We start from the raw sequence: 20,857 nt of genomic DNA, 5'->3' as shown, positions 1-20,857 counted from the left end.
CCTCCTGCTTACAGCACAAACAATTTCTGAATATCCACAAACAATTCATAAATATACGGTACGATCCAGAATAATACGATAAGAAGGCCGGCGAGACTTACAAGAAATGCCTGTTCATCTCTCCCGCTGTGTTTCAATACCTGAGAGAGAATGGAAACCAGAATCCCGACCGCCGCTATTTTGAAAATAATGGTGACTTCCACGCTCTCCCCCTTCTCCTCTTACCAAAACAATACTGCAAGCAAAATGCCTCCCATAATCCCTAAGGACTGGCAGATTTTCTTCTGCTCCGGCATTTTTTCTCTGAGCTGTCTTCTTTGTTCTTCCACATCCGTTTCCAGAAGTTCGATCTGTTTTATCTGCATTTCTCTGTCAAGATAGCCAAGTCTGCGCCCAAGAGTCCGAAGAATCTCCATTTCTTCTTTCCTCTGCGACCCTCCGGGATTTCCCTGATAAAAATTTCTTTGTATACAAAATTCCATGATCTCTTCCAGATTTTTGCCTCCGGTGTCTTCCATTTCCTGTGCGGCATCCCGAAGGATTGTCCCAAAAAATCCACTGATTTTTGCTGCAATCTCCCGGAATGCGTCTGGAAGAGAACTGTTGCCGCATCGGATCTCTCCTTTCAGAAAAAAAAGAATCTGAAGCAAAATCTCCAGGTTCTTTTCTCTTTCTGTGATCTCCCGACTTCTGGCATACCCGATTCCTGCTCCACCCAGGATCAGCAACAGGCTTGCCGCCATTTTCAGCATTTTTGTCCTTTTTCATCGTAGATTCCTTTTATGATACCGATCTGCTTCCTGTCTCCGAGAACGATATATTTTTCAAATATTTCCATCTTTTTTAACTTCTGAAAAAACGGCTGGTTTAAGATATCCTCCACGGAATTTCCATGTGCCGTCGCAATCAGCCTGCATCCACAATGGATCACGCTTTCAACCGCCCGGAAATCTTCTTCTCTGCCAAGTTCGTCTACCGCCACCACATCCGGCGACATCGAACGCACCAGCATCTGCATTCCTTCCGCTTTCGGACAGGCATCGAGAATGTCTGTCCGCATTCCAAGGTCATTCTGTGGAACACCCTGCCAGCTTCCGGCAAGCTCACTTCGTTCATCCACCACCCCAACTGTCACTCCAGGAATGCCCTCTCTCCCGTTACTGAGCTGTCGGATCACATCCCGCAGAAGTGTCGTCTTGCCACACCTCGGCGGTGAGATGATCAATGTGTGTGAAATATGGTTTCGACTTTGAATATACGGCATCACTGCATCTGCACAGCCCGGGATCTGATGTGACAGCCGGACATTGATGCAGGAAATATATTTCATTCCACGGATCCTGTCGCCATTCAGAAGTACCTTGCCGGTAACGCCCACTCTGTGTCCGCCCTGTACGCTTATGTATCCCTGCCGGATCTCATCTTCATACGCATACAGCGAATATCCGCACACATACTCCAGCGTTTCCTTAAGATCCTGCCGCGTCACAAAATACGGCTCGCCTCTTTTTATCTGCAAAAAGCGTTCACCCTCTGCATATACAAGAAACAGGGGGCGTCCCACCCGGAGTCGGATCTCATAAAGTTTCTCATAATCCGGTCCCGCCTCAATGAGAAGTTTGCGGATATTTCCTGCAAACAGATTCTGAATACTCTCCCTGTCGATCGTCCTCACCTCTTTACAGTTAATATATGTGGACAATCTGTTTTTATTACCGGGAAAAATCCGTTTTTTTCATGGCACAGCCAAGTCCGAGCATTCCCCAGAACAACGGGGATACTGCCAGGTTGGAATCATTCATAAGCCCCATGAAAAGAAAAGCAGTCACACTCAGCAGAATCACAGCATCCACCGCAAAAAAACTGCTGTCTTTTTTCTGTTTCAGGCTTCGAACAGACGAAACTGCATAACTTCCCCAGAATATCAGAAGACAGAGTAGCGACAGAATGCCTGTCTGAAGTGCATTCTGCAAATACAGACTGTGCGCCTTGGACGGAATCTGCTCCAGCATCCAGCGTCCTGTGTTTGCTTTCATAACATAATCCTGCTGTGGAAATTCTTCTACGAAAGTATCCGGTCCGCTTCCGACCAGAATATGCTCTTTCAGAAGTGGAATCGCCCTGCCCCAGATATAGCCTCGTCCGGTAAAAAGCTTTTCATAGCCTTTCAGAACGCTGTCGGCTGTCCGGATCTCGTCTCCGCGTTTATAAAAGTTAATATATGCAAACTGTGGTGATCCATTTGCCTTGACAAATTCCCAGGTGATATCCTGATACTGCATCAGAAGATTCTGCGTACCTGAATCCATGTAGCTGTCAAATTTCAGTTCTTTCAGCGCGTCATCCTGCGCGACAAAACATTGCTGATCCATGTCCCAGTATGCAGGAATTCTGTTCCTGTCTTCATCATAGATTGTCAGAGAATCTCCCTCATCTGACGATACCGGACAGAGTTCATAAGTTTTGTCGTTGAATTTCAGAGTAACGCCATCCTCGCCTGGAATCAGATCCTGAAGTGCGTAAGTTTCTTTCTGTGGAAAAATTCCTCCCCGGACATTTCCATATACCACCAGCCCTGCTGCAATGCCAACTGCACAGATTCCAACAGCCAGAATTCGTTTTTTTCTGTCCCTGATAAAAATCAGGAATGCTGTCAGAATAAGAACCACCGCACCGCCGATCGCTGTTTTTGATCCACTTCCATAGAGGCAGAGAAGAAGAACTGCTCCCAGAAGCAGCCATAACACGCGGACCAGCGTTTTCTTTGCCATCCATGCAAGCAGTAAGACCACCGGAAGTGCCATAAGCAGATAAACGGCCGCATAGTTTGCCGTGTAAGATGCCAGATATACCGATTCACTGCTTCCCTGCGTCAGAAAGTTCAGCTGTTTTCCTGTCGTTCCATCCAGTCCAAGTGTAAGCAGTTTTCTTCCCGGTGCGGTTGCAAAAAGATCTTTCCCGATAAACTGAAAAAAACCGAGGATCCCCTGCCAAACTGCCCCGATGCCAAAAGCAGTCAGAAATATTCTGACATCCTGCATGCCTTCTGTCACCTGATAAAAATAATATACCGCTACAATGTAGCCGAGAAGTACCCATACCGATTCATTCTGCTGCCACATTCCCTTCAGTGAAAGTGTCTTATCCACCGAGAACAGGGTAGAAAGAATCACAAATGCACCGTAAATAAACAGCGGGAGGAATATTCTGGATTTTGCAAGTGGTTTGTTTCGGATCAAAAGCCGATCCAGAACCACCAGAAGCATGCATGCTGCCAGAATCAGGAATACGATACTCTTGGCATACATAAAGAAATCGTACTGATATTCTCCACTCTGGAACCAGGAAAATTTCCCCAGTGTTACGTTTACAAGCTGTCCTTTTACCACTACCGGAAGAAATGCAAACAGCAGGATCCCGGGAATGAGATCCGGCTGCAGTTTCGCGTTTGTTTTTGGTTTCGTTTTTGTCTTTGCCATTGTCTGTCCTTTTCGAAGAAACTCCCACGGCAATGCCATGGGAGTCTCCTGTTACCTTTTTACTTTACTGTTACTTTGATTCTTACAGATTTACTTCCGGATTTTGCTGTGATATAAGCAGTTCCTTTGGCATTAGCTGTGATCTGGCCATTGGAAGCTACTGTTGCCACTTTCTTATTGGATGTTGTGTAAGTAACTTTCTGAGTTCCAGTTACTGGTGCAATTACCGGAGTTACTTTTAATTTCTGTTTTGCTTTCAGTGTAACACTTCCTGTCATGTATTGGCCGGTAGAAGCGTTTTTGAGTTTCAGAGATGTTGTTGCCACATCAGTTCTCTGTACTTTGACATTGAACCATGTTGTCAGTCCACTTCTCAGTTTCACAGTGATTTTTGCAGTCTTACCTGCCTGTTTTCCTGTGATCTTGCCGTATTTATCTACGGTTACTGCTTTTGTATTGCTGCTCTTCCAGTAGGATACACTGTCACCTTTTGCCATCTGAACGTTGACCTTGTAAGAACGCTTCAGCTTCAGAGGAAGTGTTTTCTTTGCTGCAACACCACTTAAAGTAAGGGTTGCCTTGAGTTTGGAGATCTTCTGCGTTTCTTTCTTCTTGCACACGCTGCAGGTACGTTCTTTGCGTCCTTTTGCAAATACTGTCGCTGCTTTGGCTGTCTTCCAGGAACTGAATTTATGTTTTCCTGTTGCCTTGATCGTCTGTTTCTCAAATTTACCCTTGCAGCGTTTACAGATTCTTGCACTTTCGCCTGCTGCTCCGCAGGTTGCTGCCTTGGTTGTCTGTCTGTTTCCTAAATCATGTCCCAGTTTCGGAAGAACCTCTGTACGTGTTTCACCATGTACGCTGCATGTCTCTGTGACAGATCCATCTGCTGTACAGGTTGCTTCTTTGCGTGAAGTCTCTTCCCATCTGCATTCACCCTGTGACACATTAACTGTTACTTTCTCGGCTGTTGCATGGATGTGTACATGATACAGAGTGTCTTTCTGGAGTTCTGCAGTATCTCCATCAACTTCTGTCATCTTTCCAGTCTCTGCTTCTGCTACATCTTTTACATAACCGCCATTTACACTAAAGGTATAGGTATCATCTTCTGCTACATTCAGTTTCAGAGTAAGCATATCACCTTTGTATGCAGTCAGCTCTGTCTTCTGATTTACCTTTAATTCTGTTACATCATCCCAGGATCCTGCGGGTACATCAAAGAAAACCTGATGTCTGCCAAGTCTTACATAAACACGGCATTTCTCTGCATTGAGCCATCTCGCTCCGTTGTGCTGAAGGTAACGTCCGCTGGAATCTGCCTTTCCATAAGTGATGTTTTCCACGCTGCCATCTGTATAAGTCGCCTTTACTTCCATTCCCTTGAGGGAAATTGCATTTACGTCATTTGGAAGCATGGTTGTCTGTGCAGGTGCTTTTACAAGTTCCAGGGTCTTGATGTCTTTTGATCTGTTGATGGTTACAGAAAGTTTCTTACCTTCCGGTACACTCGCTCTGGCATCCAGAACGTACCATTTGCCTTTTTCCAATTTGAAGGAATAGATTCCTTCTGCTTCGTAGTTCTGTCTTACGTTGTTTGAATATACAGTCTGCTGGTAGTTGGCGCTGCAAGTATACATTTCTGCGCGGGCAGATTCCTCATCCTGTCCTGCAAAATGCACCATATATTCGCCGCTATCCGGAGCCTGGAATACAAATCTTCCATATGTGCGGAAATTGGAATCACCTGTCAGCTCCTGTGTCTTTCCTGTCTTAATCTGATTAAGTCCGGCAAGGCCTTTACGTTTCAGGGTGATCTGTGATTTTTCCTCGTAATCATATTTTCCCGCTATCCAGTTAGCACTGCTGAATTTTATTGTATAGGTCAGTTCTTCGTCTGTTGACAGACCATCTGTTGATATCTCCCGGTCAATTGCATTTTCATACGCATCTCTACCGTAGTCATCCCAGTCCAGTATTCCAACAGATTCATCCGTATAAGTAACTTTCAGGTCAAAATACTCCCAGAAATCATCAAGAACACTGAAGTTTGCAGCATCTTTTCCTTCTTTTGCCTGAAGTTCGATCTTCTGCACTTCTTTGACCTGGAATTTGTCAAATCCAATATAGAAAGATGATGTTACACTCCGTATGTTTATACTATAATAATAGGTGTTGCCTTTTTTCAGGTTATAAACCTGTCTGAAGTTCCAGCCTGCACCGCTATCATCATCACCGCTATCCCAGTTATGTCCATCTTCACTGAAGTCCACCCACGGGTCTATTTCCGTGTCTTTGTTATACTCAGACCAGATTACATAATAACCGTCTTCTTCCGGTGTAAAGGTACCGATCATTTCGCCCTCTGGCTCATTGATTTTAACAAGTGTTCTCATTCCGGTGCTCAATTCAAGAGTTTTTCCTGTGAACGGATCCTCGTCTTCTCCCGGATTTTCCGAAGTGTATCTTTTAATTTTGAATTTTACTTCTGATGATTTTTTATACAGGTTTGTAACAACTGCACAGGTTTCACCTGCCTCAAGGTGAATGCTTCCGTACTGCAGGGAAAGGCCATCTTCATCATCGCGGAAGAACCAGACATATCCGCCTCCTCCTTCTGCTTCAAATACATACTCACCCTCCTGCTGTGCACGGAAAGCATAGATAGTTCTTTCTGATGTATTTACAACTGTTTCTGTATTTTCTTCAATAACAGGATATTTGGAGAGATCCAGTTTCGTTGCTGTGATCTCAGTTCCCTCTGCCGGGATATCTACTGCCACTGCTGTTCCTGTTGCAACGCTTGCACTCAGATAAGGTTCTACCTTCCATACACCACTGCTCAGACGGCTTCCGTTATACGCTACGCTTCCATCCTCTTTGGTTGCTCTGTACTGAAGATAATATCCGTTGGTTTCTTCCTGATTTCTGACTTTTCTTGTTGTCTTGTCCGGATAGGTGATCTCTGTTTCTATTGTATCTGCATCAAACGCATCCAGACCGGCAATATAAGAAGTCTTATGTGCCTTGGATTTCATGCTCTCCGGTCTTGTCAGAAGAGAAGTCGTCATCCTGAGGTCTTTGTACATCTCATCTGTCTTTATGCTGAAGTAATAGGTAATGTCCTGGTTCAGAGTGGTATAAATTGCATAATCGTCTCTTTCCATACCTACTTTTTTGCCATCTTCATCGTACACCCTTACGTCAGAGAGCGGAGCATTGAAGGAAATTTCATAATGACCGGATTCTTCCGGACGGAAACGCAGAAGGAATTTGCCATCTTTGTTCTGGATATCCTGAGTACCTGTTTTGAGTTCTGTGGCATCTGCATCTGCCATAGAAACTATTTTTACCGGAATGTCTTCTGTATAGACAGCATCTTCTCTGGTTCGTCCATACCAGATACGGTATACATAGTCTCCTTCCTCCGCCCTTCCGTACCACATACTTTCGTAAGTTCCGTCATCATTTTTCCTGCAGAAATCCAGATTAAGAGAACGGCCGTATAAATCGTCCTCATACTCTGAAACCACAGTCTTACTTCCATCCTCAAAAAGTACTTCTGCAGTTACATCCTCAAAAGTAGCTGTATCTATTCCTTTTACAAAGGTTACAGTCTCAGAAGATGGCTTACGTGATGTCACAGTAAGCTTCGTCGGAGATGCAATTCTGGCAATTGTATAATCAAGTTCATCTGCCTGATCGTCTGATCTTTTTTCAAAATATACCGGGTAGCTTCGTCCCGCCTCAAATACAAATCCTGCATACTCATCTTCCAGCCCGAAATAATCATATCCACCTTCATCATTGCTGTAATACCAGGATTGCCTAAATGTATCTTCACCAGTACTTACTTCATAGATTCCTGTTTTGTCGGGTTTAAACACATACCAGTTTCCTGCCTTTACTTTATTCGTTCCTTCTGTAAGAAGTGACAGATCGCTGGCATTAAAATCTTTTACTGTAATGGTGCACGGATCACTTACAATGTCTCCAAGCTGCAGAGAAACCGTATAGGTTCCTGCCGCGAGTCCCTCTGCCGGGGCAACCGCATCTCCATCCTGGTTCTTAACGATAATATCAATATAATTAGACTCGTCATCCCATAATCCGGTTGTACAGTCTATCTTCTCTCCTGTCCAGGTCGTCTGGTCGTCATAGGTAATAACAACATTTCCCCAGATGCGGGTGTCATCATAATTAAGAGCATTGCTGTATATTGTTCTTGCAGGTGTAAAAGAAAGCCCTGTAATCACACGCAGACGATGGATATTCAGGTCAAAAGTGCCCTCATCAATGTCCATGCCTGATACACAAATGTAATATGTTGTTTCTTTTTTCAGAGTACTTTCGTAGTCTGTCTCCAAAGAACCATTTTCATTTCCTGTATATTTCTCGACAATAGATACATCATCCGAGGAAGAAAAATTATAAACGCCCTCCAGAGATGTTGTAAATTTATAATACAGATACTCATCCTGTGGTGCTTTCAGACCGGAGTTTTTTCCCTCATGTACTTCACCGCAGAAAGAAGGTGCCTCTTCGATGTTTACCGCCTGCAAATCCAGCTCATTGCTCTCCACATCAGCAAGACTTATACTTAATTTATACTGTCCGGCTGGCAGGGAAGACCATTGATTATATGTATATCCATCTGGATCATCCACGGATCTGATTACAACATTTGTTGCAGATATATCCAGGGCATCATTCTCTGTTCGCCAGTTTCCTCTTCTTAATTTTACTGTTTCTGTACTGTCATCAGTAAATGTGTATTGTATATCCATACTCAGACCGGAAGGAACTTCTGCCGGAACCTTATCTGTATTCAATGTCGCCTGAATACTTCTGACTTTTTTATTTCGGACTAATCTGACATCAAAGTTACCAGTTATCTCTGCGTCTTCCATTCTGGCACAATAATAGTACGTTGTTCCGGCTTTTAATGTTTTTACAATTTTAAAATTGCCGCCTGATCCACTGTTGCCATCCCACCAGGTACTGTTATATTTATAATTGCCAACAGGAGCACCATAGTCTTTACTGTCAAAGATATATCCTTCCGGATCACCTGAGCCTATTGAGTAAAAAATGTACTCCCCGTCTTCCTCTGGTGTAAAGGAAAACCACTCAGTTCCTTCCTCTTCTTCAATATTGACAGAATATGTAGTATCCAGAGCAAGCTCTCTGATTCCTTCATCCGGCACTACTGATTTTAATTTTTCTAATCCTATATTGAACCTTCCTGTAACATCTGATTCATAGAACTTCGCACAGTAATAATAGGTTGTTCCAGCGTTTAATTTCTTCTCCAGTTCAAAATTACCGTATCCATTTCCGTTATAATGACTTTCATCCCATCTGTAGTAATCTAAACGTTTTATGTAATCTTCTTTATTGTCAAAGAAGTAGACTTCTGTAGGATATTCTGAATCTGCTGAAAAAATACGATATATTCCATCTTCGGATGGAGTAAAGGAAAACCATCTGCTCTGATCTGCTTCCTCTACAGATACAGTATAATAACTGTCAACATCTATTGCAGTAACACCTTCATCCGGTACTACTGATTTTAATTTTGTCAATGTTACATCGAAAGAGCCAGTAGTCCAATCACTCCACATTTTTGCACAGTAATAATAGGTTGTTCCGGCGTTCAATTTCTTTGAAAATTTAAAGTTACTGTTCGTGCCGCCCTGATCGTTATAATGCTCCTCATCATTCTGGCTTCGATAATATTTAAGTGCGTCATAGTATTCCCTGCTGTCGAAAAAATATCCTTCCGTATCATACGTACCTGTAGAATAGAATTCATATACTCCATCTTCCTTTGGGGTAAAGGAAAACCATGCACGCTGATCTTCTTTTACAATATCAACAGGATAAACACCGTCAGCTTCTATCTCCGTAATGCCCGTATCCGGCACTACGGAAGTTTGTCCATCAGATACAACATCCACATTTGTATCTTCTGATGTCAGCTCCGGTTCTTCTGAATCAACCTCTTCTACGATCTCCGGGCTGTCTGTTGTTTCTTCTTCGGATTCCGCCACATCTCCGTCGGAGAATTCAATATCTGCCGTATCCTCCGATGCTTCCTCCGTCAAAATCTCCGGTGCTTCTTCTGCTGCTTCCGGATTTTCTGTCACTTCCGTTTCTGTGTCTGGTTCCTCTGACTCGACAACAGGATCAGCGGTAAAGTCCGCTGCGCTGGCGACCATCGCCGTGCTGTCTACGCTCGTAGCCGTCAATGCAACAGCCAGAAGCAATGCAAGCCTTTTTCTCTTCATCTCTAATCCTCCTTTTACTAAAAATAGTTAATTTTAGTATATATTCAAGCACTTTATTTGTCCAGAGGCGTTTTTGTCTAATTTTGTCATTTATCTTGCATTTTCTGGATATCTTTTGTTTATTATTATTCCAATTGTATTTTATTGCAAAGATTCCCATGGCAATTTTGCCATGGGAGTCTTTCGTATTTGCTTATTTTACTGTAATTTTAACTCTTACATACTTACGTCCGGATTTTGCTGTGATATAAGCAGTTCCTTTTGCTTTAGCCACGATCTGACCATTGGAAGCCACTGTTGCTACTTTTTTATTAGAAGTTGCATAGGTAACTGTCTGTGTACTTGTTACAGGTGCAAGTACCGGAGTTACTTTTAATTGCCGTTTCACTTTCAGTATAAAAACGCCCTCCCTGTACCAAAAGTAGTTACATTCAGTATAAGGAGGGTATTTTTATTTATCCAGTCTGTTATTCATTGTTTCACTTTAATTTTCACGCACGATTACGGCAGCTGTATCTCCTCATGCACCCACCGCAGTTCCAACGGGTCGCGGGACCAGACGGCTCCGCTGTAGCCTGGTTCCATTTCAAGCATCAGGTAGCTGCCTTTGTCCAGGGAGATCTTGCGGAGGTCTTTGGAAAGACCTTCTCCCGTCCATTTGATGTAGGCTTCTCTGAGCACCCACTGAGTAAAAAAGGCTTTCTCCATCTGCTCGCTCTCAAGAATCTCGCGTACCATGTCTGCCGGGACCATTCTGGTGAGCATTCGTTCGTAGTTGACTTTCTTGTGTTCCTGGACATCGATGCCGACTTCTTCTCCGGCGATGATGCACATTACATATTTGCCGGAATGGCTGATGTTGTAGTGGATCTTTGGCTGCAGGGTCAGGAATGGTTTGCCGTGCTCTCCTGCTGCCCGCGGCTCAAATGCAAGCTTCAGTCCATATTCCTTGTAAAGTCCTGTCGCAAGTAGTTTCTCTCCGATCATATGCCCCATATTCTTGTGGAGATATTTCTCCGGAACCTCTGTAAAATAAATCACTGCCTTCATATGTGCACCTCCTCTAGAAAGCGGGAAGGCTCCCGTTTCTTCTCATGCTGCTGCCTCACGTAACACAGATCAAGTTCCTTCCTGGCACGGGTCATCCCTACATAAAAAAGCCTCCGTTCTTCTTCGATCGCCGGTTCCAGGACTGCTTTCTTGTACGGCATGCTGCCTTCATTTACATTCAGGATATATACCTTGTCATATTCCAGACCTTTGACTCCATGGAGTGTTGAGATCAGTACACCCTCTCTTTCCTGCTCCTGTTTCTTCGCCTGTTCTTCCAGTTTCCTGGTGTAATCTTCTATGTAGGCTTCCCAGTCTCCGAGGCTGTCCATCCCCTTCGTGCTGTCGGTCAGACGATCCAGGATCTCACTTAATTCTTCTGGTTTTATTTTACGATATTCCGCGTATTCCCGCAAGTATTCTTCGTATCCCATGCCCTTTCGGATGAAATTTATCGCCGCAAAAGGTGTCAGACCCCGAAGGATACGCAGATGCGTCTCAAGTGTTGTCAGCCGGTCACACATCCAGTCCTTATCCTTGTAAAAATCCTTAAGCTGATCAAAGGAGATCACAGGGGAAAGTGATACCGCATCTCTGGCTATATAACGGTTCGGGCGGTTCATAAATTCAACAAAATTCTTCCGGCTCTCATCGCCCGCCGCAAATCTCAGATATGCCAGAATGTTCCGGCAGATCCAGTGGTGGAACAGGTTCGGAAGTTTTTCTTTCATGTTAAATGGAACCTGACGTTCCATCAGCGCACCGACCAGACCTTCCGCCTCCTGGTTCGTGCGAAGAAGGATTGCTGTGTCTTCCAGCTTGTCGCCCTGTTCCAGACGCGCCCGGAGTTCTGATACAACTTCGAGATATTCTTCTCTCGGATTTTCAAATTCACGGATCTTTACCGGATCACCTTCCGGATTGGGAGTCTGCAGATGCTTCTGGAATCTTTTCTTGTTCGTTCCGATCACCTGCATTGCAGAAGAAAGGATCCTCTTGCTACATCGGTAATTCACATCCAGTGTCACCGTCTCTGCCTCTGGATAATCCTTTGTGAAATTCAGCATGATCTCCGGTCTTGCTCCACGGAAATGATAGATGGACTGATCATCATCCCCCACGATAAACAGATTATCCTGCGGCTTCGCAAGAAGCTTCACGATGTCATACTGAAGCTGGTTGATATCCTGAAACTCATCGACCAGGATATACTGAAATTTATTCTGCCACGCTGCCAGAATATCCTTCCGCTTATCAAAAAGGTCATAACAGTAGAGGATCATGTCATCAAAATCCAGTTTCCGTCTCGCCTGACAGGTTTTGACATATTCCCGGTAGATCTGACGGAAAACCTCATCCGGACAGCACGAAGAATAATAATATTCCAGCGAGATCCTGTTTCCCTTGACAACACTGATCTCCTTGGCAACTTCTTCCGAAAAATCACCTTCCTCTGCCAGTTCCCCGCCATGGTTCAGTGCAAGTTCCCGGAGAATTGCAGACTTCTCCTCCTCTGACAGAATATTCGCCGCAGTAAATCCATACGCCTGCTTCAGAATTCCATAAAAAACGCCATGGAAAGTCCCGAATGTGATCGGTGTATACTCCTGGCCGGTAAAATTCAGAAATCGTTCTTTCATTTCCTTCGCCGCTGCCCTTGAAAAAGTCACGACAAGGATATTGGAAGGAGAAATCCCGCCCTCGGTTGTCATATATGCTGTTCTTTCTACAATTACGGAAGTTTTCCCCGAACCAGGGCCTGCCAGAACCATCATGGGTCCTGACAGGTGGGCGATTGCCCGTTGTTGAGATGGATTACGTTTCATATATCTGTGATCAGCTGAGTTTTTCGATAGCTGCTTTGACACGTTTCAGTGTTTCTTCTTTGCCGATGATCTCCATGATCTCAGTTGCTCCTGCCGGTGTCATCTGCTTGCCGGATACAGCGGTACGAAGCGGCCACATAACATAACCGTTCTTGTATCCTTTCTCCTTAACAAACGCACTTAAAGATGCGAACAGCGGATCATTAGTATAGTCCTCCTGAGCTTCCAGAACCGGAAGAACTTCTTTGAGGACTGCCAGAGATGTCTCCTCGTTGGTCTTCATCTTCTTGTGGCAGTACATTGCGCTGTCGTATTCCGGAACTTCCTCGAAGAAGTCGATCAGTGCCGGGATATCCGGGAATGTCTCGATTCTTGTCTGAACCATTCCTGCGATTTTGCGGAAGTTGTAGTCTCGTTTGAGGACCTGCTTCATGTATGGAAGTGCTTTCTCGTAGAATTCTTCCGGATCCATTTTTTTGATGTACTCGCCGTTCATCCAGCGGAGTTTGGTGATATCAAAGACTGCCGGTGATTTGCTGATGTGATGATAATCAAATGCCTTGACAAGTTCCGGAAGAGAGAAGATCTCCTGGTTGTCCTGCGGGCTCCATCCGAGCAAAGCTACGAAGTTTACGATCGCTTCTGTCACAAATCCCTGCTCCAGAAGATCCTCATAAGAGGAATGTCCGGAACGCTTGGAAAGCTTCTGATGCTCCTCGTTGGTGATCAGTGGGCAGTGAACATAGACCGGGATCTCCCATCCGAATGCTTCGTAGATACGGTTGTATTTCGGTGCAGAAGAAAGATACTCATTTCCTCTGACAACGTGAGTGATTCCCATCAGATGGTCATCTACAACGTTTGCAAAGTTGTAGGTCGGGTATCCGTCAGACTTGATCAGAATCAGGTCTTCCATTTCTTCGTTGTTTACTGTGATGTCTCCGTAAATTACATCGTGGAAAGTAGTGGTTCCCTCTGTCGGCATATTGAAACGGATAACATGCGGTTCGCCTGCATCCAGACGTCTCTGTACTTCTTCTTTGGAAAGGTGCAGACATCTCTTGTCATAGATGGAGATCTCCTTGCCTGCAACGACACGTTTCATGGATTCCAGTTCCTCCGGACCGCAGAAGCAGTAGTAAGCATCACCCTGTTCAATAAGCTGCTGTGCATATTTGAGATAGATTCCGGATGCCTGTCTCTCACTCTGTACGTAAGGACCTACGCCGCCGTCCTTGTCCGGACCTTCATCGTGAAGAAGTCCTGTACCTGCCATGGTACGATAGATGATATCTACAGCTCCTTCTACATAACGCTCCTGGTCTGTATCCTCGATTCTAAGGATAAAGTCTCCATCTTCATGTTTTGCAATCAGGTATGCGTACAGTGCGGTACGCAGATTTCCTACATGCATCCTGCCTGTCGGGCTCGGTGCAAATCTGGTTCTGATCTTTGTCATTTTATTATTTCCTGCCTTTCAAAAATGTAAAACCCCTGAGACAATTATATGCCTCAGGGAGTGTTTTTGCAATTATGCCTCAATTCCTCTGCCTTTAAGATACTCGATCACGTCTCCCACTGTTTCCAGTTCTGTCAGTTCCTCAGCAGGTATCTCGATGTTGTACTCATCTTCCAGTGCCATAACCAGTTCGAACAGGTCAAGGGAATCTGCTCCAAGGTCATCTTTAAAAGAAGTATCTGCTGTGATCTCATTTTCGTCGCAGTTTAACTGTTCTGCGAGCATTTTTTTCATTTCATCTAACATTGCTTTTCTCCTTTATCAAGTATGCTTTTTCACTACTTTGATGTGCAAAGTATATATTCTGGAAAACTATTTGTCAATAGATTTTCTGTTATTTTAGGCTGCCCTTTCGGGTGTCTTGAGCTTAATCTGCCTGGACACGCTTAAGGCCAGTCCCATCTCGGCCATGAGGAACATGATCGAGGTACCTCCATAGCTGATAAACGGCAGCGTGACACCGGTATTTGGCATCAGATTTACTACGACTGCAATGTTCAGAATTACCTGCAGTGCAATATGTATAAAGATACCGCTGACAATCAGCGACCCAAAAAGATCCGGTGCATTCTGTGCGATAAAACACAGCCTGTAAAGAAGATATCCAAACAGAAGCAGAAGAATCACGCCCCCTACGATTCCAAGTTCTTCACAGATGATAGAAAAGATCATATCGTTCTGTGCTTCCGGTACGCTTCCAAGCTTCTGAATACTGTTACCAAGTCCACGTCCCAGAAAGCCTCCGGAACCAATTGCATAAAGCGCCTGTATGGTCTGGTATGCCGCAGTTCCTGTGGCATTCTCAGGATGAAGCCACGCGATGATTCGATTCAGACGGAAATCATCTGTCTCCTTTACACTCTGACCAATAACAAATACAAGAATCGCCAGAAACGCAATTGCCACCGCCGCAAGAATCAGAAAAATCCTGGTCTTGGGATGTGCCACAAAAATCATTCCCACTGTAATACAGAAAATAATAATGGCTGTACTGAGGTTATCTGTGCAGACATATGCCAGCAATGCAAGAAATGTTCCCATTGCCCCAAGTGTCATACATGCCTTAAGTGAATTCATCTTCTTGCCCATGTGAACGATCATGTAGGAAAGACAGACGATCACGGCGATCTTGGCAATCTCTGCCGGCTGAAACTGAATCGGTCCGATCCTGAGCCATCTCCTGGCACCATTGGAAACAGTTCCCAGAGGTGTTCTTACCAGTACCATAGAGCCGGCAGCAACACCATACAGAACCCCTGTAAACCTTGCCAGGATATGATAATCAAACATGGATATAAACAGAGCACCGGCAATACATACAAAGCTGATCGCCGCCTGTTTCTTAAAGAAATACATATCATCACCATACTTGATCGTTGATGTGTATGCGCTGGTACTGTACAGCATAACCAGACCGAAACAGGTCAGAAGGATAATCGCCGCTACCAGATTGTAATCATAATACTCTGGTTTCTCTATAAGCTTCACTCCGATATTATTTCTGGATCTGGATTTGGTTTTGGATTTCTTTTTGGTCTTTTTCGAAACCGGTACATTGCCCCGCTGTTTCGTTTTTTCCATTTTATCACCTGATACTTTCTCTGTGATTTCTATGTCCTGCTATACAGTATAGCAGACTCCCTCCGCCATCGCAAGACAAAACAGGGGAACGGTCTGAAACCGTTCCCCTGAAAAAGTTATCATCATTATCAGTCGTTGTCAATTGCTTCTGTTTCAATGACAAACTTCACATTTCCATCCATCTTATCGGACTTTCCTGCATAGCTTGTGTATGCATTATCATCAGAACGAAGCGCATCCAGACGATCCAAAACATCCTGAAGATCATCATTTACAGCTTCATCAAGTTTCTTGATTCCCTTGTCATTGAATTCCTTTGTTCCGTCAGCCAGTTTCTTGGCTCCTTTGGCAAGCGTATTAATTCCGCTCTTAACCTGCGAACTTCCACTTACAAGTGTGCCTGTTCCACTTGCAAGCTGCTGTGTTCCGCTTGCAAGCTGACTTGCTCCGCTGTTCAGTGTACCACTGTTTGCAGAAAGCTGGTTTGCTCCGCTTGTCAGAGTACTTGTTGCACTGTCAATCTGACTTGCTCCGCTCTGAACCTGCTTGCTTGCACTTGTAAGCTGGTTTGCTCCACTTGTCAACGTTGTTCCTGATTTCTGAAGCTGACTTACACCATTTGTAAGCTGTTTATTGGTAGACTGCAGTTTCAGTGCACCAGATTTCAGCTGTGTTGCTGACTTCTTTGCTGTATTATAACCTTCCTGAAGCTGATCTGCACCAGTCTGGAGTTCTTCTGCACCTTTCTGAAGTTTAGTTAACTGGTCGCCATCCAGCATACTTCCGACTTCTGTCTGAAGTGCTGCTGTTCCTTCTTTTACCTGAGCGGAAGCATTTGTCAGGGATTCTCCCTCTCCGGTTCCGTTCGTGATCAGATTGTCAGCTACTGTCTCTAACGCTTCATTATTACCGGTAAGCTGTGTCAGGGCTGCATTCAGACCTGCTGCAAGCTGTGCTGCACTGTCAATTGCATCTCCTGTGGAATCAGCATCGTCATCCTCATCCAGACCATCAGAAATCTGATCCAGACCATCCTTAAGCTGTGATACTGCATCTGCTGCCGCCTCATTCTGGCTGCCCTGTGCACTGATCGCAGCTGCTGCTGCCTGAACTTCTCCAGCCTGTTCAGAAAGACCAGATACCTGATCTGCATGTTCCTGAAGACTGTCAACTCCACTCTGCGCGGTATCCACACCACTGGAAATTGCTCCGATCGCACTTTCCACTGCGCTGTTTACAGCCGCTGCTGTTACATCATCCATAGAAGAAGTATCAATGCTGCTCAGAATATCAATTGCAGATTCTGCACTTGCAAGACCGCCGGCGATCGTTCCTGCATCACCCTGAATTGCTGCTCCTGCACCCGCTGCTTCGCTGATTGCATCTGCTGCTTCACTCACCTGATCCGCTACGGAATCATCTGTAGATGCCTCAATGGAATCTGCTGCCTCCATTGCCTGTGCAAGACCGCTTGTGATCTGCTCTGTTTTGGAGTCTTCACTTTCGCTGCTTCCTGTCATGCTTCCAAGAAGCTGTGCAAGCTGTTCAGCAACCGGCTGTGCCTGTGCAACGCCTGCCGCATATGTTTTTACGCTGTCTGCAAACTGTGCTGTTCCCTGTGCATAAGCACTTACACTGTCTGCATATGTGTTGATCTTTGTAACTGTATCGGAAAGTTCTCCTACCATTGAACCTGCTTTTTCTGCAAAAGCACTGATTCCTGCTGCCGCTTCCTTGACACCCTTTGCGCTCTTTCCAACACCCTCTACCAGTGTTCCGATTCCATCAACATACGTAGTAATTCCGTTTCCAAGCTGTGTAGCGCCCTGTACATAAGCCTTTACACCACTTCCAAGAGTGTTTGTTCCGCTGACGTAAGCTTTTGCACCGGCTGCAAGAGTATTTACACCCTGATTATATTCTGTGAGGGAACTGGTCAGCTTACTTACACCGGATGCATACTGATTTACACCGGACGCAAGGGTATCTGCACCGGAAGTATAAGATGCAACACCACTCTTCAGGCTTGCAGCACCGCTGTTTAATGTACTTACGCCGCTTTTCAGTGAAGCAATACCGTCATCCAGTTCTTTGTATTTCGTATTCAATGTGGTAGTACCATCAGAAAGTTCCTTGGCTCCATCCACCAGCTTAGTTGCAGAATCTGTAAGTTCTTTCATGGAATCCTTGAGATCATCCAGACCGTCAATATCATCTGTATCAATGGAATCCAGAAGGTCTGTCATTCCGAAAGTAAAGGTAGAACTCATGCTGAAATCTGTCACATCTGCTTCCATTGTGAAGCCTTCCGGAATGTCAATGTCGATATCCTTATCGATGCTCTTGAGATCCAGGCTGTCTGCCAGTCCCGGGAGACCTACGCCGACTGCAATGTTTCTCTGTCCGTCAGAAAGGACTTTACCATTGTCGATCGTTACATTTGTGAAATTATCGACCGGAAGGATCATTGCTGTCACCATGACGAATGGTGAATACATGTCTGTCTTTTTCTTGCCGACTTTTACTTTGTTCTTGGCATTGTTTGTGTATTTTACTTCGACCTTGAGATGACCGCTCTTGCCTGCCAGATCATCCGGACTTACCTGAACACCGTCCAGGTAATAGGTAAGTTCTACAGATGCCGGAAGTTCCTTGGTAGTAGTTCCCTGATAATAAATATCCTTATCCTCTGTATTCCAGGTCAGGTCATCGCCGTCCTGGTCAAAGGTCTCATCACCTTTGACATTCTTGATATCTTTAAGATCGGACACATCGCTTAAATTTCCTGAGGAAGCTGAGTTTTTCAGCCATTCAGATACAGTGATTTCCTGCGGAGTACCACTTGCTGAAGCGTTTACATATACAGTTTCCTGTTTTGAAACACTGCTGTCCGCAGCCAGTACCGGCACTGTTCCCATAACAACTGCCATTCCTGTTGCCAGAGAAGCTACCACTACTTTCTTTCTGTTTCTGTTCATATCTTGACTCCTTTTCCAGCCCGGGGGCTTCATTCATTTATGTGTTGATTTTATTTTTTGTCCGGCAAAAAGCCTTTTGATGTACGAACAATGATCGGGTCAAATACCATAAACATCGCCGGAAGTACAAGCAGTACAACGACCGTACTGATCACCGCACCTCTCGCAAGCAGAGTGCAGATCGAACCGATCATATCTACCTGTGAGTAAAGAGCTACACCGAAGGTTGCTGCAAAGAAGCTGCATCCGCTTACGATGATAGACTTCATGGAGAATTTATGTGCAATAGAAATAGATTCCTTCTTGGTCTTGCCAAGATGACGCTGTTTCTGGTAATTGCTTGTCATCAGAATCGCATAGTCTACGGTTGCTCCAAGCTGGATCGCACCGATGACGATACTTGCAACGAACGGAAGGGTTACACCCTGATAATACGGGATTGCCATATTTACATAAATCGCAAACTCGATAACCGCCAGAAGTACAAACGGCAGGGAGATGGATTTGAATACAAACAGGATGATCACGAAGATTGCTGCCATGGAAAGGATATTTACTCGCTGAAGGTCGACATCTGTCGTATCCTGAAGGTCCTTCATCAGAGGTGCCTCACCGATGACCATGGAGTCCGGACTGTATTCCTTAACGATCTCCTGAATGGAAGCAAGCTGTGCGTTACATTCATCTGTTGCAGATGAATATTCAGAGCAGACAAACTGCACTTCGTAGTTGTCTGATTCCAGCATTTCCCTGATATTGGAAGGGATCATGGATTCCGGGAAACTTGGTCCGATCAGGGAGTTCATACCCAGAGACCATTTTACTCCGTCTATTTCATCGATCTTGTCGAGCATCTGTGTTTTCTGTTTGCTGTCCAGACCATTCCTGAGCAGGATCATATGCATCGTGCTCATATCAAAATCCTCTTTCAGTTTATCATTTGCAACATTACTTGCCAGGGTTGCCGGAAGAGATTTATCAATATTGTAGTAGATCTGTGTATGGTTGTTTCCATAGATTGCCGGGTACAGAAGTACGAGGAATACGATCAGCCATACTTTGTAATGTTTGGTGATAAAACCGGAAGCTTTGTCCATGTTCGGAAGCAGAGCCTTGTGTTTTGTCTTCTCGATTGCCTTGTCGAATACGAGGATCATTGCCGGAAGAACAGTTACACAGCAGACAACTCCGATCACAACACCCTTCGCCATAACGATACCCATATCACGTCCCAGGGCAAAGGTCATAACACACAGTGCAAGGAAACCGGCGATCGTAGTAACGGAACTTCCCGCTACGGATTTGAAGGTATCTGCGATCGCATGTGCCATCGCACGTTCTTTCTCATCATATTTCTTCTTATATGCTTCAAACGAGTTCAGCAGGAAAATGGAATAGTCCATTGTAACACCAAGCTGAAGTACCGCCGTCAGTGATTTGGTAATGTAGCAGACCTGACCGAGAAAAATATTACTTCCAAGGTTATACAGGACCGCCAGACCTACACTCAAAAGGAACAGAATTGGAACCACGAGTGAATCCATTGCAAGAAGCAGTACCAGAAGGGAAAGTCCTGCTGCGATCACAACATAGATCGGCATCTCCTCCAGGGCAATGTTCTTGATATCTGTTACAACACCTGACATACCACTGATAAAGCACTGTTCATTTGCGATCTTACGCATGTCTGTAACTGCTTCCATCGCAGCATCAGAGGAAGTTGTATTGTCAAACAGTGCGATCATCATGGTCGCATCGCCATTAAAAAATGCATCTTTGAATTTATCAGGGATCATGCTTACCGGGATGCTTAAGTCAGCCACACTGTCATACCACAGAACATCCTTTACATGCTCTACATCCTGAAACTTTTCTTTTAATGCTGCTACGTCCTTGAGGTCCATATCTTCCACAACGACCATGGAAAACGCACCCATTCCGAACTCATCTACCATGATATCCTGGCCTTCTACAGTTTCCAGGGAATCCGGCAGATAACTAAGGATATCGTAATTGACTCTTGTTGCCGCCATACCGATCACTGACGGTATCAGCAGAATCATACTGATCAGTACGATCAGCACTTTATGCTTCGCTATCCATTTACCGACCTTAATCATCATGTCCTCCTTGT

13 protein-coding genes are annotated in these 20,857 nt (G+C 44.8%); all 13 read right to left on the bottom strand.

From position 1 onward, the window contains the following. Positions 1 to 8: 8 nt before the first annotated feature. Complete coding sequence (gene spoIIIAC, locus DXC01_RS11920; RefSeq protein ID WP_022214945.1) at positions 9 to 203, bottom strand: stage III sporulation protein AC; 195 nt, start codon at positions 201 to 203, stop codon at positions 9 to 11. 18 nt (positions 204 to 221) lie between these two features. After that, positions 222 to 752 (bottom strand): stage III sporulation protein AB, encoded by a 531-nt coding sequence (locus tag DXC01_RS11915; RefSeq protein ID WP_118251946.1) that lies wholly within the window; start codon positions 750 to 752, stop codon positions 222 to 224. Next, positions 746 to 1,702 (bottom strand): stage III sporulation protein AA, encoded by a 957-nt coding sequence (gene spoIIIAA, locus DXC01_RS11910; protein ID WP_243111616.1) that lies wholly within the window; start codon positions 1,700 to 1,702, stop codon positions 746 to 748. Before spoIIIAA ends, DXC01_RS11915 begins: the two co-directional genes overlap by 7 nt. A 10-nt stretch (positions 1,703 to 1,712) precedes the next feature. Then, the gene (locus tag DXC01_RS11905; RefSeq protein ID WP_118698982.1) at positions 1,713 to 3,518 is read right to left on the bottom strand and encodes an O-antigen ligase family protein; all 1,806 of its coding nucleotides are present in this window, start codon (positions 3,516 to 3,518) and stop codon (positions 1,713 to 1,715) included. A gap of 20 nt (positions 3,519 to 3,538) precedes the next feature. Further along, positions 3,539 to 9,769, bottom strand: a complete 6,231-nt coding sequence (locus DXC01_RS11900) for an Ig-like domain-containing protein (protein ID WP_118698981.1) — start codon at positions 9,767 to 9,769, stop codon at positions 3,539 to 3,541. Between the two features lie 193 nt (positions 9,770 to 9,962). Next, complete coding sequence (locus DXC01_RS11895) at positions 9,963 to 10,157, bottom strand: Ig-like domain-containing protein (protein ID WP_158583634.1); 195 nt, start codon at positions 10,155 to 10,157, stop codon at positions 9,963 to 9,965. Positions 10,158 to 10,270: 113 nt separating this feature from the next. After that, complete coding sequence (locus DXC01_RS11890) at positions 10,271 to 10,819, bottom strand: 4'-phosphopantetheinyl transferase family protein (protein ID WP_118698979.1); 549 nt, start codon at positions 10,817 to 10,819, stop codon at positions 10,271 to 10,273. Further along, positions 10,816 to 12,645, bottom strand: a complete 1,830-nt coding sequence (locus DXC01_RS11885) for an ATP-dependent helicase (RefSeq protein ID WP_118698978.1) — start codon at positions 12,643 to 12,645, stop codon at positions 10,816 to 10,818. The genes DXC01_RS11890 and DXC01_RS11885 overlap by 4 nt, the downstream gene beginning before the upstream one ends. A 10-nt stretch (positions 12,646 to 12,655) precedes the next feature. Further along, entirely contained in the window at positions 12,656 to 14,104 is a 1,449-nt protein-coding gene (gltX, locus tag DXC01_RS11880) for a glutamate--tRNA ligase (protein WP_022214940.1), read from the bottom strand. Positions 14,105 to 14,176: 72 nt separating this feature from the next. Next, the gene (acpP, locus tag DXC01_RS11875) at positions 14,177 to 14,410 is read right to left on the bottom strand and encodes an acyl carrier protein (RefSeq protein WP_022214939.1); all 234 of its coding nucleotides are present in this window, start codon (positions 14,408 to 14,410) and stop codon (positions 14,177 to 14,179) included. A gap of 93 nt (positions 14,411 to 14,503) precedes the next feature. Beyond that, positions 14,504 to 15,745 (bottom strand): FtsW/RodA/SpoVE family cell cycle protein, encoded by a 1,242-nt coding sequence (locus DXC01_RS11870; RefSeq protein ID WP_118698977.1) that lies wholly within the window; start codon positions 15,743 to 15,745, stop codon positions 14,504 to 14,506. 128 nt (positions 15,746 to 15,873) lie between these two features. Beyond that, positions 15,874 to 18,723 (bottom strand): hypothetical protein, encoded by a 2,850-nt coding sequence (locus tag DXC01_RS11865; protein ID WP_118698976.1) that lies wholly within the window; start codon positions 18,721 to 18,723, stop codon positions 15,874 to 15,876. Between the two features lie 50 nt (positions 18,724 to 18,773). After that, positions 18,774 to 20,843, bottom strand: coding sequence for an efflux RND transporter permease subunit (locus DXC01_RS11860; protein WP_118251952.1), 2,070 nt, complete (start codon positions 20,841 to 20,843; stop codon positions 18,774 to 18,776). Positions 20,844 to 20,857: the final 14 nt, after the last annotated feature.

Source organism: Blautia sp. OM07-19 (assembly GCF_003481595.1).
Lineage (GTDB): Bacteria > Bacillota > Clostridia > Lachnospirales > Lachnospiraceae > Blautia_A > Blautia_A intestinihominis.
This window is presented reverse-complemented; position numbering and strand designations above follow the sequence as displayed.

Coding starts and splice junctions, on each gene's coding strand:
- DXC01_RS11915 (WP_118251946.1), bottom strand. CDS start 752: ATGCTGAAAATGGCGGCAAGCCTGTTGCTGATCCTGGGTGGAGCAGGA.
- DXC01_RS11905 (WP_118698982.1), bottom strand. CDS start 3,518: ATGGCATTGCCGTGGGAGTTTCTTCGAAAAGGACAGACAATGGCAAAG.
- DXC01_RS11900 (WP_118698981.1), bottom strand. CDS start 9,769: ATGAAGAGAAAAAGGCTTGCATTGCTTCTGGCTGTTGCATTGACGGCT.
- DXC01_RS11890 (WP_118698979.1), bottom strand. CDS start 10,819: ATGAAGGCAGTGATTTATTTTACAGAGGTTCCGGAGAAATATCTCCAC.
- DXC01_RS11885 (WP_118698978.1), bottom strand. CDS start 12,645: ATGAAACGTAATCCATCTCAACAACGGGCAATCGCCCACCTGTCAGGA.
- gltX (WP_022214940.1), bottom strand. CDS start 14,104: ATGACAAAGATCAGAACCAGATTTGCACCGAGCCCGACAGGCAGGATG.
- acpP (WP_022214939.1), bottom strand. CDS start 14,410: ATGTTAGATGAAATGAAAAAAATGCTCGCAGAACAGTTAAACTGCGAC.
- DXC01_RS11870 (WP_118698977.1), bottom strand. CDS start 15,745: ATGGAAAAAACGAAACAGCGGGGCAATGTACCGGTTTCGAAAAAGACC.
- DXC01_RS11865 (WP_118698976.1), bottom strand. CDS start 18,723: ATGAACAGAAACAGAAAGAAAGTAGTGGTAGCTTCTCTGGCAACAGGA.
- DXC01_RS11860 (WP_118251952.1), bottom strand. CDS start 20,843: ATGATTAAGGTCGGTAAATGGATAGCGAAGCATAAAGTGCTGATCGTA.